The organism is Candidatus Rickettsia colombianensi (genome assembly GCF_003664375.1).
Lineage (GTDB): Bacteria > Pseudomonadota > Alphaproteobacteria > Rickettsiales > Rickettsiaceae > Rickettsia > Rickettsia tamurae.
Genome location: NZ_RAQN01000006.1, coordinates 1 through 14,823 on the forward strand (window position 1 = coordinate 1; position 14,823 = coordinate 14,823).

Genomic DNA, 14,823 nt, shown 5'->3' on the forward strand with positions numbered 1-14,823 from the left:
CCACAGGCCTCCAACCTCAACATTTTAAGTTTTTAGAAAAAGCAGCTCAAACTTTACCTGTTTTATATTCTGCAAATATGAGTATAGGAGCTAGTTTGCTTAGCTATCTAGCTAAAGAAGTAACAAAAATACTAGATGATTACGATGTTGAAATTCTAGAAACGCATCACCGTAATAAAAAAGATTCACCCTCAGGAACTGCTGTTATGCTTGCTGAAACAATTGCAAGCAAAAAAGGATTAAATATAACATTTAATCGTGGTAATAGACTAAGAAGCGAAAAAGAAATAGGTATTTCCTCACTTCGTGGTGGAAATGTTCACGGTATACATGAAATATCTTTCCTAGGTGACGATGAAATAATCACCTTAAAACATGAAGCTCTGAATAAAAATTCTTTTTCTATTGGTGCAATTAAAGCCGCTATTTGGCTACAAGATAAACCTTCTGCTTTATATTCAATGCAAGATATTTATAAAATATAATTAATATAGCTTGAAATAGCTTGAAAAAATACCTTTAAGAGGCTATCTGCAGAGATATTTTAAATGATAATTAAAGAACTTTTATAGCGAAAATTAATAAGATTTTTGCTGGAATAGTTACTTATATTTCAAAAAATCTTATAATTTGCAGCAAAAAAGAATTTAATTAGCTTTAAAATATCTTTACAGATAGCCTCTAAACGACTATATTTTATGTAAATAACATAATCCTAAGGTTACTTATGATCGATTATACAAAAACTTTAACTGCCGCCTCAAAAAATAAAACTTTTGATGAAGGCTTAAGAAAATACATGCTTAAAGTATATAATTATATGGCTTTAGCACTTTTACTAACTGGTGTAGCAGCCGTAACGACTATATCAGTTGAGCCTATTTATAATTTAATGTTTCAAACAGGTTTCGGTACTATTATAATGTTTGCTCCGCTCGGTATTGCTTTATATTTCTTTATGGGCTTCGGACGAATGAACCTGCAAACGGCACAAATATTATTTTGGATTTATGCCGGTTTAACCGGTATGTCGCTTGCATATTTAGCTTTTATTTATACCGGTGCATCAATAGCTCGTACTTTCTTTATTTGCTCTTCCGTTTTTGGAGCAATGAGTTTATACGGTTATAGTACAAGTAGAGATTTAACATCTATGGGTTCATTTTTTGCAATGGGTCTTATAGGTCTTATCATTGCTTCATTAGTCAACTTGTTTCTAAAAAGCTCGGCTCTTTCTTTTGCTACTTCTCTTATTGGAATAGTAATATTTATGGGATTAATTGCTTGGGATACTCAAAAGATTAAGTCTATGTATTACACGGCAGGAAACGATGAAGTAGGACAAAAGCTTTCTATTATGGCAGCCTTTACTTTATATTTAGATTTTATAAATCTTTTCCTATATTTAATGAGATTTTTAGGCAATAGAAGAGATTAATTGGTATCATTCTTGCAAAGTCATGATTTTATTTCATTGCTTCGTTTTTTCATTGTTATATCACGATCAAATCTATAGTACTGAATAGTTTTTAAAAAGACCTCGATGTCATAATCCCCGCAAAAAAGCGGGGGCCTTGTTGCACGGCTTGGAAAACTTATTCAATGTCATTCCCACGTGGCATTGTTGCATGGATACCGAATCGTCATTGCAAGCGGTCGTAATGAACTCAGCAATCCAGAAAAAATAATAAAAAAATTCTGTAAATCAGAATGTTTACTGGATTGCTTCGTCAATTGCTGCACGGTTTTCTCACAATGATGAGGATTTTGACCCACGCAACAACACTTTTTCACTATTAGTTAGGTTATTTTTATGTATAAAGAGAAAACTCAACAGGCGTTATTATTACAAGAGCAACTTTTTAAAGCCCTGAAAACTAACGATACAGAATTGAATGCCAAAATATCTAGAGCCTGCGAAGGCATTGCTGAATCTGTTATTGACCTTTCTAATGACCAATCTTCTACTGCTGAAAGCCTATATATTAGCTATATGGCCCTAGCCGATTTAAACACTAAGGATTTAGCTAAAGTTACAACAATAATAAAAAACTCGTTTCCAGGAGATAAAAACAAGGAATTAAGGGAAATAATCGATGCACCTCTTTTACAGCATTTAGTTATGGCAGAGGCAATTGAACAACAGGTTGGATTAGATGATAGCCGATATAACGCAGATTACAGACAACTTGAAGGAATAAGAAATCCTAATGACCCTAAAAAAGCAATTGATGCTATGCTACGTGATAAGAGGGTGGCACAGCAAGCTGAGTTTGAGGGGAAAGGAAAAAAGGCAGCAGGAGTCTCGGCCGGTTATGTTGCTAAAGATAACGCCGGTAATACTTTTATTTTAAAACATTTTTATAAAACTCATGCTGCATGCCAAAAAATACAAGATAATAAGGCACAAAAACAGGCTATTGCTGACCGAAGAGACGGAGTACAAGAATTAATAGGCTCTACCATGTATCAATTTTTATTACATGATCGCGCACCAAAAGAAGGGCTGGTAACAGCGGATGAAAAACACCCTGATTCACTTTATGTACGTTCTAAATTTTTTGATAATGCTGTAACACTAACAGAATTTTCCGGTTTATCAGGTCAAACTAGAGTCAGAGCTAATGATCAAAATTTAAAAAAGTTGGAAGGATTTGAAAAAGCCATAGCTGCTTGTCATATGCTGGGGGAAGTAGATTATCATGCTGGTAATTTAATGGTGCAGGATGGTAAAACAATAACCAAAATTGATCATGGTCGCTCTTTTTTAGCATTTCACAAGAATTTTGGCAGTATGATTCAATCAACAGCTAAAATGTTTGCACATCCTGGTGTTGGCTACAGTGCTGCTATTAACGCAGGTAATTTCTCATTTAGTATAGATAAATATAGCGAATCGTTAAATCAAATGATAAGTCAATTTGATGAGAAACAGATGGAAGCAATAGTTGATCAAAAAATTGATGAATTAAAAAAAGCTGGGTTTAATCCAAAAAATATTGCGTTATCCACTAATATTAAAAATTTTGATGATTTGAGAAAACACTATAAAGACAGTATAAAAGAAAATCTTGTTAATATGCAAGAAGTGGCCAAAGGAGCTGAGATAGTAACAAAATTCAGTAATGTTTTACCTGAATTTAACAATGGTGGTTGGTTAGAGGCTTTCGCTAATTCACCTGTAAAAGACCCGGTACTCTATGCAATAGATAATAACATTACAATTGAAGGTAAAGATGCTAAAGAGTGGGCGTATGAAAATAATTACCAAATTAAAATTTCTATAGGCTTGAAAAAAGAAATAATCAAGGAACAACAATGGAGCAAAGATTTGGACGGAAAATGGAAAGAAAAAGAAGTTGATGTTATTAAGACAGGTAAAGTAGAAGTACTAATTTCTGATCCTGCAAAATCAATGCGTATACAAGACAAATCTACAGGCGAAAAATTGGCATCACTAATTGTTGATTTTACAAAGCAGGCAACAACTAAAAACGTAACCGATAAAGCAGTAGCAAAATTCTACGACAATATAATGAAAGCGCTAAAAAAAGCAACTTATCTTACCGAGCAAGATATTGAGGGTATAAAGAAAAATTTAAAATATCAGGATAATATCGAAAACACAACCAACTTATTAAATGCTAAATCTTTCAAGTTAACTGCTAAAGATATTATATATTACAAGGTAGGAAGTTTTTGTGAAAAGATAGGTTTACCTAGTATCTCAAATTATTTTATGAAACAAATTTCTCCTGAGAATTTAAATAAAATTCATAATACAGAAAAACTTATAGCGGAAAGTATAAAAATTGGTAATGTACTACAACAGCAAGAAGGACTCCAAACAAAAAGAGTAGAAACGGTAAAAGGAATCGCATTCTCTAAATTACAAGCTAGGAAGGAAAGACATCAACAAAGTAAGCACTGTTGAGTGTATACCTTAAACGTCATTGCGAGCAGTCACAGAGTCGTTGCATAGTCCTAATGTCATTTCTAGCTAAAAGCGGAAAGCCAGTACTTTTCGCTGTCATACCGTGGCTTGACCACGGTATCTAGAAAAAAATTTAAAAAAGACTAGATCCTGCGATCAAGTCGCAGGATGAGATTAATAGTTACTGGCTTTCCGCTTTTAACTAGAAATGACATACTATAGGCCAAGTTGCGGTATGACATAATAACATACAACAACTATACATTCTTATTCTTTTTCTACATTTTTTCTAGCAGACGGTGAGAGCATAATGCTTAGCTCTTTTAGAGCTTTATCCTCTACATAGCTTGGGGCGTTCATTAGCAAATCTTCAGCCTGCTGGTTTAAAGGAAACGCAATTATTTCCCTTATATTTGTTGCTTCCGCAAGCAGCATAACGATTCGGTCAATACCGGGTGCTATTCCACCATGTGGTGGAGCTCCAAACTTAAATGCTCTAATCATCCCTCCAAATCTCTTATCAACTTCCTCTTCACTATAACCTGCTATGGAAAATGCTTTATACATAATTTCCGGCTTATGGTTTCTAATAGCACCGCTGGAAAGTTCAATACCGTTACAAATAATATCATATTGGTATGCGGTAAGTTCTAATAACTCTTCAATGGTTTTAGCTTGCTCTAAAGCATCTATTCCGCCCTGCGGCATAGAAAACGGATTATGGCTAAAATCAATTTTTCCTGTTTCTTCATTTAACTCATAGAATGGAAAATCGGTAATCCAGCAGAATTTAAAACAATCTTTTTCAAGTAAATCAAGCTCTTCACCAAGTCTTATTCTAACCTTACCAGCAAGTTTAGCAGCTTTCTCTTTCTTATCGCTAGCGAAAAATACAGCATCACCGTTACTAATATTAGCTGTAGCTTTTAGACTCTCTAATTGCTGCGGGCTTAAGAATTTTACTACCGGTCCTTTTGCTTCACCGGTTTCACTAAACTGAATATAGCCAAGTCCACCTGCTCCTTCTGATATCGCAAACTCTATCATTTTATCGAAGAAACTACGAGGCAGTGCAGCTGCCTTAGGTACAGGAATTGCACGAACTATGCTACCTTTTTTAATATTCTCTCTAAAGATTGTAAAATCGGAATCTCTAAATATCTCAGTTACATCGGCAATTATAATAGGGTTACGCAAATCAGGCTTATCAGAGCCGTATTTTAGCATAGATTCATTATATGGAATACAAACGAAAGGAGTCTCTGATACTTTCTTATCAGTGAATTTAGTGAATAAATCATACATCACAGGCTCAATAGTACTAAATACGTCTTCCTGTGTAACAAACGACATTTCTACATCTAGCTGATAAAACTCGCCGGGTGATCTATCGGCTCTTGCATCTTCATCCCGAAAACAAGGAGCAATTTGGAAATAACGATCAAAGCCTGATACCATCAATAACTGCTTGAATTGCTGAGGTGCTTGCGGTAATGCATAAAACTTACCCGGATGCATTCTACTCGGTACTAAAAAATCCCTAGCCCCCTCAGGTGAGCTTGCTGTTAAAATCGGAGTTTGAAATTCGGTAAAACCGCTTGCCGTCATCAAATGACGAATATGAGAAATAATGTGTGAGCGGAGTATTATATTATTATGTAATTTCTCACGTCTCAGATCTAAAAAGCGATGTTTAAGCCTAGACTCTTCAGGAGCGTCTTTTTCAGTATTAATAACAAAAGGTAGAGTGTCCGCAGCTGACTCAACACTAAATTCCACAGCTAGCACTTCAACATGACCTGTCGGAAGCGTATTATTAATCGTGTCCTCTGATCTTGCTACAACTGTACCCCTTACCGTAATTACCGACTCATAACGCAAACGACTTGCATCCTCCATAAGCTGAGGGTTTTGATCGGTAAACACGATTTGAGTTATACCGTAATGATCACGTAAATCTATAAAAACTAGATTCCCGTGATCTCTTCTTCTATGTACCCAACCGGATAGCTTAACTTCTTTTTCTACATCGGATATTTGTAATTCGTTACAATTATGAGTTCTGTATTTATGCATTTTTATTTTTTTATTATACGATTTCCCCTATATTATATACATAAAATCGCAAATTTTCGCAAATAAAAACTAAAAACTTATCTTGCCAAAGTCTTATCTTGATATTACAGCAGCTTTTGGCTTTGATGGGCGCTGCTGATAATTTTGTTGTTGAGGTTTTACTTGATTTAACTCACCTTTAATCCATTCATATATTGCTTTCTTAGGATTTTTAATTATCTCTGCAACATTTTCGACTAGATTTATTATTCCTTTAACTAACGATAATACATCTTTTGCTATCTCATCTATAGAATTATTACTTGCTTGTAGTTTTTCTTGGTCTTGCTTAGACAAATTACTACGTATCCTATTCATTCTTGATTTAAGCTCATCTTGTTCTAGCTCTTCTTTTGTAAAATGTGACTTAAGTTTTCTATAAACAATTTTTTGTTCTTCCGGTAGTTTTGAAATATTTTCAGCAATATTTGGCATTTGTTTCTCTTATAAAGTTAAAACATATTAATTTTACATTATATATATATATTTTAACTTTATAAAAGAAAAACTTTAATAGAAATTAACCTTTGAACGCAGCCTTAATACCTAGAAAGTCTAAAAAATTTCGTAATTCTTGACGTGCAAGCACGTGTGAGCTATTAAATGCTCTATCATATTTTGCAGTTTTTAGATCAAGTAATGTTAGACCTTGTAAAAATAACTCCCTATATATTACACGTTCACTAAATCCTTCTGCGAGTTTAAAGTTAATTCTTTTAGCAAGTTTAGCTAATACATTTCCTACGCGTCTTTTATTTAATGCATCAAGATTACTTAAACGATTACGAAGTATTACCCAATCTATACTAATTCTATCACGACTAGCACGTTCCATTTTCTGCTCCCAAATCATTTGACTATATATTGATGGGCTAATAATTTCATCCTTGCTATCGACTTTTGCTATTACGTCTAAATCTAGAAAGCTATCATTAATCGGTGTAATAATTGTATCGGCGTAAGAATGAGCAACCCTTGATAAAGGAGTATGACTGCCTGGGGTATCAATCACTATACAATCGACATCCTGATTATTTTTGAGTATCTGCTCAAAACTCTTTGCTTGCTCTTCTACTTCACTTTCCGATATATGAAAATGTTTCGGTACTAATACAGGTTTATCAGGATTTTGTTTATTATATAAATCTCGATTTTTTAAATAATTCGTTAACGAACTTTGACGTGAATCGGTATCTATACTTACTACCGAATAATTTTGATAAAGCAGAGCGATTATTAGATGCATAGAACAGGTAGTTTTACCTGCTCCGCCTTTCTCATTACCTATAACAAATATATAAGGTTTATTTATTGTGTTCATAATTATATTCAGAATAAACGAATAGTAGGTATACTACGAGTAATATGTGTAATATACAAAGATCAACTTCAAAAAGAGTAATCGGTTCACAAGACGAGGAACGGAGCGTATACTTAATACGTGAGTACCGCAGTACTTGTAAAACGACGTAGCCAATTTTTGAAGTTCATCGAGTATATTCTTTGATACATTTTTCAAGTAATCTAACACCATACCCAACTGCCCCTTTCGGACCAAGTGCTGAAGCTTTATTACTATTTGCAACGCCTGCTATATCTAAATGAGCCCAATCTACTCCATCTTTAATGAAACGTTTAATGAAATGTGCAGCCGTGCAGCTTCCGGCAGCTCCCGGTACGTTCCCGATATTTGCCATATCGGCTATGTCGGAGTTAATCATTGCATCGTACTCATCATGAAGCGGCATTCTCCAAAGTTTTTCATTAACTTCTTCCCCTACTTTTATTAACTTATCAGCTAACTCATCATTATTGGAAAAACAACCAGCATATGTATTACCAAGTGCTACGGTTATTGCTCCTGTTAGAGTTGCAATGTCAATCACGCATTTAGGCTTAAATTTTTCTTGTGCATACCAAACAGCATCAGCAAGTACTAAACGCCCTTCTGCATCGGTATTTAAAACTTCGGCAGTTTGCCCTGACATAGTAGTTACTACATCCCCTGGACGCTGTGCATTACCGGACGGCATATTTTCGACAAGCCCTACAACACCGACTATATTTACAGGTAATTTTTGACCGGCAACCGCAATCATGGCACCCACAACTGCTGCAGAACCTCCCATATCGTATCTCATTAAATGCATATTACTTGACGGTTTTAATGAAATACCGCCTGTATCAAAAATCACTCCTTTACCAACCAAAGCAATAGTCGGAGCATCTTTACTGCCGCCTTTATATTCCATAACTACTAACTTTGACTCGTTTTGTGAACCTTGCCCCACACCAAGCAATGCTCCCATACCAAGATTTTTCATCTCACGTTCACCGATAACATCAACATCTACTCCTAGCGGTTCAAGTATATCAACTATTCTTTTGGCATAGACTTGCGGAGTTTTAATATTTGACGGTTCATTACTTATATCTCTTGTAAAAAATACTGCCTCAGCAATTAATTTTTTGACTTCAAATAATTTTGCCGCTTCAGTGCTATTATCGGTAAAAATTTCAATTGACTCTACTACGAACTTCTCTGCTTCTTTTAAGGTAGTTCTATATTTATTAAATCTGTAAGAAGCAAGAAACGCACCACTAGCAACTAAAGATGCAAATGTTTGAGATGTAAACCTGCTAATTCTATTTGTAAGTTTTAAGCCGATAGTAGAAATTTTACAACCGGTTACATGCTGTAAAATTTTGCCGCCTAACTCTTCAATTTTTGCTTCAGTTAATTTTTCTTCATTCCCAAGACCTGCTATTATCAAATATCTAACCTCGCCTGATTTAATGACAGACGGAATAACCTTGATCTGTCCATATTTACCGGTAAATTGCAGTTTATTCTGAATAGTTTTAGAAATTAATCCGTGATGTTGTTGATCAAGTCCTATTAAATTACTATCAAGCTTTAACCGCTCATCAATAAAAACTACTAGACCTTGATTAGTAGATGATTCTTCATTCACAAAGTTTATGTTAAGCATACTTATTCCTTATATTACTTTTGACTTTGGATAATTCTATTTATCTTGATAAAACTTTGCAAGTATTATAATTGATTTAAAACAAAATCTCATTAAATAGCATTTGACAAATGTTAACGTTTTTTATATTTTGTTGACGAATTAGTTAAATTTAAGTAATAATATGCCAGTACAGACATCACTTCTCATTTAATTAAGCAGAAGTATACATGTAACAAAGCTTTGTTTTACGGCTAATCCAGCATGGACATGGGTCGAGGTTAATATTTTGTATAAAAAGATGGATCAAGCAATAGCCAAAAAATATTACACGGCTTACCTAACGAAATAGAAACAGATCAAAATATACCTAAAATTGTCGAGTATGTATTTAAAAAATATGAAAAAATCCTACATTAACCTCTCTTACTAAACCTACATTTATACAAAAATTTTTAGCAAAGACTGGTAGATATATTCCTGCTTTTTCTAAAATAGTAAAGTTTTGGAATGAAGGAGGAATTAACTATTTTGATGAAATACAAACAAAACGAGAATTAATTGACGTTATTTATAAACAAATTGTTTCTAAAGCTTATGAAGTAGGTAAAAAAGGAGGAAAACTTGAAATAACGGATGTGAAAGCACTTTTCCCAGAGATAAATTTTGAAGAAAAAAATCAATGCTGAATCAGAAAATCTTGAAATAGAGAAAGTAGAAGTAAGTAATGAAGAGCCTTTAATTTGTAAATTATCTATTGATCAAAAACACGAAGAAGCTACGATTACTACTAATGCAAATAATGGTATTAACCCATTAGTAAACTTACTCATGTTAAAAGCTTTATATGATGGAATTCAAGAAGCACTAAAAACTTATGTTGAACATTGTTTAGCAGAAATTCAGATATCTAAAAATCAAGAAATACTTGAAAACTTCCAATATGAAGATTCTTTAGCAAGATTACAATTATACGGTAATTATAATTATGATCACAATGATACGTATATCTTTGAACAACCAGTATCTTATTTAGGTCAAAACTACGAGCATTTAATAGCACCGATCGCTTGTTATTAAAGCGTCATTCCTGCAAGCGGGAAGTAAAAAAAAAAGCCTATAAAAACCAAGTTTTTTATAGGCTTTTTTTGTCAATATTAAGACTATTTTTTTTAGATTCCTGCTTCCGCAGGAATGACATCGGTATCCACACAACAATACCTTACAAAGATCAAATTCTATATAAGTATATTTATGCATTCTCTTCGTCAAGCTTTACAGCTGCTTTACGCATTTTATCCATAAAGTAACCGGTTCCGGCAGGTACTAATCGTCCAACTATCACGTTTTCTTTTAATCCTCGTAACTTATCTACTTTACCGGCAATAGCTGCTTCAGTTAAAACTCTAGTAGTCTCTTGGAATGACGCCGCAGAGATAAACGATCTAGTTTGTAGAGAAGCTTTAGTAATACCTTGTAATATTAATTGTGCTTCAGCAGGTTTTAAACCGTTTTTAATAGCTTTTTCATTTATCTCATCGAATTCATGTCTATCTATTTTTTCACCTACTAATAACGTAGTTCCGCCTGAATCCGTAACCTCTACTTTTTGTAACATCTGACGGATAATAACTTCTATGTGCTTATCATCAATCTTTACACCTTGTAGACGATAAACGGCTTGAACCTCCTTAACAATATAATTTGCAAGAACCTCTACGCCCATTACTTTTAAAATATCTTGAAGTACTGGATTACCGTCAATCAATAAATCGCCTTTTTTAACAAAGTCACCTTCGTTAACTACAACATGCTTGCCTTTTGGTACCATATACTCAATAGACATTGTTTCATCAATCGGATGTATAATAATACGTCTCTTAGATTTATAGTCTTTACCGAATTCTACTCTACCGTCAACCTCGGCAATAACTGCGTGATCTTTAGGACGTCTTGCTTCTACAAGCTCGGCAACTCTCGGTAAACCACCGGTAATATCTTTAGTAGTGGTTGATTCTTTCGGTATACGTGCAATGATATCACCTACCGATATTTGTACTCCGTCTTCTACGCTTAAAACTGCTCCAACCGGCAAGTAATATCTAGCTTCTAAACCGTTTGATAAGGTTATAACTTCACCTTTAGCATCTAAAAGCTGTATACGCGGACGTAATTCTGCACCGCGTGAATATTGCTTTGATTCAATAATAACTTTGCTCGGTATTCCGGTAGCTTCGTCAGTTACGTCACGAATAGAAATACCCTCAACCATATCTTTGAATAAAACTTTACCTGACTTCTCTGTGATAATCGGTATAGTATAAGGATCCCACTCCGCTAGTTTTTGCGTTTTAATAACCATATCACCGTCATCAACAAGTAATCTAGCACCGTATGGAATTTTATGACGAGCCTTTTCATTACCGTTATTATCAAGCAATAATAATTCACAATTTCGGCTCATAACAATTTTGCGTTCTTCGGAATTAATAACAACGTTACGGCTTATAATTTTCACTTTTGCGTCATAGGAAGCTTCTACGGAAGAAACCTCAGCACCTTTTGTTGCCGCTCCTCCGATATGGAAAGTTCTCATTGTAAGCTGCGTACCCGGTTCACCGATAGATTGAGCAGCAATAACCCCGATTGCTTCACCCTCCGATACTAATGTACCGGTAGCAAGGTCCCTACCGTAACATATGCTACATATACCGGTAGTACTTTCACAGGTTAATACGGATTTTATCATAATTCTGTCGAGTCCAGCCGACTCAATCTGCTCTAACTTTGTTTCATTAATAAGCTCGCCTTTATTGAGAATTAGATCATTAGTTACCGGATGAAATATATCGATAGCAGCAGTACGACCTAAAATCTTTTCATCTAAAGGTACTATAACTTCCCCGCCTTCAATAACACTCTTAACTTCAATTCCTTTATCAGTTCCACAATCTTTTTCAGTAATAATACAATCTTGTGCAACATCTACTAATTTTCTTGTTAAGTAACCTGAGCTTGCCGTTTTTAAAGCCGTATCTATTTGCCCTTTACGCATTCCGTTAGCAGAATTAAAACACTCAAATTCAGTTAATCCTTCCTTAAAGTTAGAGATAATAGGAGTTTGTATAATTTGACCGTTTGATTTGGTCATTAAACCTCGCATACCGCCTAGCTGCTTAATTTGCTGGAAAGAACCTCTTGCTCCGGAAATAGCCATCATATATATAGCATTTATTTTCTGATGATTTGGATCATCATTAATCGGCGGCGTAGCAATCTCTTTCATCATGTCGTTTGCTACTCTATCGGTACATCTTGACCACGCATCAACTACTTTGTTATATTTCTCTCCGTAAGTAATTAAACCGTTTGAATATTGTTGTTCAAATTCTTTTATTTCAAGCTGAGTTTCATTGATATGAGTACTCTTAGATTCCGGTACTACCATATCGTCCATTCCAAAAGAAATACCTGAAGAACAAGCATATTTAAAACCTAGTTTCATTAGCTGATCGGCAAAAATTACCGTAGCTTTTTGACCGCAGTGACGATACACTAAATCTATAACTAATGATATGTCTTTTTTAGTTAGTTGTTTATTAATAAACTTGAATTCTATATTAGGATTAGAAGGCAATAACTCACCGACCATTAACCTACCGTAAGTAGTATCAATGATAACAGGGCCCATTTTACCTTCGGCATTTAACTGATTTCTGCGATATTTTATCTTTGTATGAATAGTTATAAATTTATTATATAAAGCATGTTCCATCTCAGCTAAATCTGAGAACATCATCCCTTCGCCTACTTCATTATCAAATGCAAGGGTTAGATAATATAAACCAAGCACTATATCTTTATCCGGTACAATAATAGGACGACCGTTTGCGGGGCTTAAGATATTATTTGTAGACATCATAAATACCCTAGCTTCAAGCTGTGCTTCAATCGATAATGGGATATGTACCGCCATCTGATCACCGTCAAAATCTGCATTGAACGCAGCACAAACAAGCGGATGAAGCTGGATTGCTTTACCTTCAATTAATAGCGGTTCAAATGCTTGAATACCAAGCCTATGTAACGTCGGAGCCCTATTAAGTAAAACCGGATGCTCTCTAATTACCTCTTCAAGCACGTCCCAAACTTCAGGTTTTTCAGCTTCCACCATTCTTTTAGCAGCTTTAATAGTTGTAGCGATGCCGTACAACTCAAGCTTAGAATAAATAAACGGCTTAAATAACTCCAGAGCCATTTTTTTAGGTAAACCGCATTGGTGAAGTTTAAGCTCAGGTCCTACCACGATAACCGAACGTCCTGAATAGTCAACCCTCTTACCGAGCAAGTTCTGACGGAAACGCCCCTGCTTACCTTTAAGCATATCACTTAATGACTTAAATGGACGCTTATTAGCATTTTTCGCTGCTCTACCGCGACGACCGTTATCAAATAACGCATCCACCGCTTCTTGTAACATTCTTTTTTCATTTCTGACTATTATATCAGGAGCTTTTGACTTTATTAATTTCTTTAAACGATTATTTCTATTAATTACTCTTCTATAAAGTTCATTTAAGTCCGAAGTAGCAAATCTTCCGCCGTCAAGCATAACAAGCGGTCTAATTTCAGGAGGAATAACCGGCAAAACATCCATAATCATCCATTCCGGCTTGTTTTCCGACTCTAAAAAATCCTCTACTAATTTTAAACGCTTTACTAATTTTTTCTTTTTGACTTCTGAGGAAGTGGTTTGTAATTCCTCGTATAATTCTTGCTTTAACTTTGAAAAATCAAGCTCTTTAAGCATTTGTTGTATTACTTCTGCACCTATAGAGGCAGTAAATGCATCTTCACCGTACTTATCTTTTGCTTTCTGTAATTCTTCCTCTGTTAAGAGTTCGCCTTTTTGTAAAATCGATAACCCTGGGTCAACTACTACATAATTTTCAAAATAAAGAATCTTCTCTACATCTCGCATTGTCATATCAAGAAGCGTACTAATTCTTGAAGGCAATGACTTTAAAAACCAAATATGAGCAACGGGAGCCGCAAGCTCTATATGTCCCATTCTTTCACGTCTTACTCTAGAAACCGTAACTTCAACGCCGCATTTTTCACATGTAATACCACGGTTTTTCATCCGCTTATATTTACCGCAGAGACATTCGTAATCTTTTACCGGACCAAAAATTCTTGCACAAAATAAACCGTCTTTCTCAGGTTTAAAAGTTCGATAATTAATTGTTTCAGGCTTTGTTACTTCACCGAAAGACCACGAACGTACTTGATCGGGACTTGCTATATTAATCCTTATCTGATCAAATTGTTGAGTATTACTTAATTGTCCGTAAAAATTTACTACGCTCATAAATACTTTTCCTTAAAAATTACTCGTATACTTCTTTATTAAAGTTCTTATTGCATGGCTCATATTTTTCGTCATTGCCATACTCCTCTTAGTCGCAGCGTTGTTGCATGGATCGTTTAATGTCATTCCCACGAAAGCGAGAATTCAGTAAAACCTATAAAAAACTTGTTTTTACAGGCTTATTTTTTAAATAAATAACTTTTATACCAATATTTGAAGTTATTTTTCTGAATCCCCGCTTTCGCGGGGATGACATCGAATAGGTTTTTTGATCCATGCAACAAAGCTAATACTATGCAAGACAATATAACTCGAGCAAATGAAGAGTAGGTATACGAAGGTCAATTTCAAAAAGAGCAAGGAGTCTGCAAGGCGAGGAGCGGAGCGTATACTTAATACGTTGCCACCTGCGAACTTGCTAGACGACGTAG

Annotated in this window: 8 protein-coding genes and 1 pseudogene; 4 read left to right on the plus strand and 5 right to left on the minus strand. The window is 34.8% G+C overall.

All coding sequences use genetic code 11. The annotated features are described in order from the left end of the window. The 3 genes from dapB to risK1 all read left to right on the plus strand — a co-directional run. Nucleotides 1-485: 4-hydroxy-tetrahydrodipicolinate reductase (dapB, locus tag D6968_RS01250; protein WP_121542852.1), on the plus strand; the 485-nt coding region annotated here is incomplete at its 5' end. 242 nt (nt 486-727) lie between these two features. Beyond that, nucleotides 728-1,438, plus strand: coding sequence for a Bax inhibitor-1/YccA family protein (locus D6968_RS01255; protein WP_121542854.1), 711 nt, complete (start codon nt 728-730; stop codon nt 1,436-1,438). A gap of 375 nt (nt 1,439-1,813) precedes the next feature. Beyond that, a complete protein-coding gene (gene risK1 / locus D6968_RS01260; protein ID WP_121542856.1) occupies nt 1,814-3,934 on the plus strand; it encodes a T4SS effector phosphatidylinositol 3-Kinase RisK1 in 2,121 nt (706 codons plus the stop codon). 267 nt (nt 3,935-4,201) lie between these two features. On the opposite strand, the gene aspS is transcribed toward risK1, so the two are convergent. The 4 genes from aspS to D6968_RS01290 form a co-directional block, all read right to left on the minus strand. Further along, nucleotides 4,202-6,010 (minus strand): aspartate--tRNA ligase, encoded by a 1,809-nt coding sequence (gene aspS / locus D6968_RS01270; protein ID WP_121542858.1) that lies wholly within the window; start codon nt 6,008-6,010, stop codon nt 4,202-4,204. A gap of 93 nt (nt 6,011-6,103) precedes the next feature. Next, complete coding sequence (locus D6968_RS01275; protein WP_121542860.1) at nt 6,104-6,484, minus strand: DUF3106 domain-containing protein; 381 nt, start codon at nt 6,482-6,484, stop codon at nt 6,104-6,106. Nucleotides 6,485-6,569: 85 nt separating this feature from the next. Continuing rightward, on the minus strand, nt 6,570-7,370 hold the full coding sequence (locus tag D6968_RS01280) for a division plane positioning ATPase MipZ (protein WP_121542862.1): 801 nt from the start codon (nt 7,368-7,370) through the stop codon (nt 6,570-6,572). Between the two features lie 166 nt (nt 7,371-7,536). Further along, the gene (locus D6968_RS01290; protein WP_121542864.1) at nt 7,537-9,042 is read right to left on the minus strand and encodes a leucyl aminopeptidase; all 1,506 of its coding nucleotides are present in this window, start codon (nt 9,040-9,042) and stop codon (nt 7,537-7,539) included. A gap of 193 nt (nt 9,043-9,235) precedes the next feature. Here D6968_RS01290 and D6968_RS01295 point away from each other — a divergent pair. Further along, nucleotides 9,236-10,101, plus strand: a pseudogene (locus D6968_RS01295) (DNA-binding protein); the annotation flags it as partial. Nucleotides 10,102-10,273: 172 nt separating this feature from the next. On the opposite strand, the gene rpoC reads toward D6968_RS01295, so the two are convergent. After that, nucleotides 10,274-14,392: a DNA-directed RNA polymerase subunit beta' gene (gene rpoC / locus D6968_RS01300; RefSeq protein ID WP_121542866.1), complete on the minus strand. Its 4,119-nt coding sequence runs from the start codon at nt 14,390-14,392 to the stop codon at nt 10,274-10,276. Nucleotides 14,393-14,823 lie beyond the last annotated feature (431 nt).

Excerpts from the sequence above, each read along its gene's own strand:
- D6968_RS01255 (WP_121542854.1), top strand. The coding sequence starts at position 728 with ATGATCGATTATACAAAAACTTTAACTGCCGCCTCAAAAAATAAAACT.
- D6968_RS01275 (WP_121542860.1), bottom strand. The coding sequence starts at position 6,484 with ATGCCAAATATTGCTGAAAATATTTCAAAACTACCGGAAGAACAAAAA.
- D6968_RS01290 (WP_121542864.1), bottom strand. The coding sequence starts at position 9,042 with ATGCTTAACATAAACTTTGTGAATGAAGAATCATCTACTAATCAAGGT.
- rpoC (WP_121542866.1), bottom strand. The coding sequence starts at position 14,392 with ATGAGCGTAGTAAATTTTTACGGACAATTAAGTAATACTCAACAATTT.
- risK1 (WP_121542856.1), top strand. The coding sequence starts at position 1,814 with ATGTATAAAGAGAAAACTCAACAGGCGTTATTATTACAAGAGCAACTT.
- D6968_RS01280 (WP_121542862.1), bottom strand. The coding sequence starts at position 7,370 with ATGAACACAATAAATAAACCTTATATATTTGTTATAGGTAATGAGAAA.
- aspS (WP_121542858.1), bottom strand. The coding sequence starts at position 6,010 with ATGCATAAATACAGAACTCATAATTGTAACGAATTACAAATATCCGAT.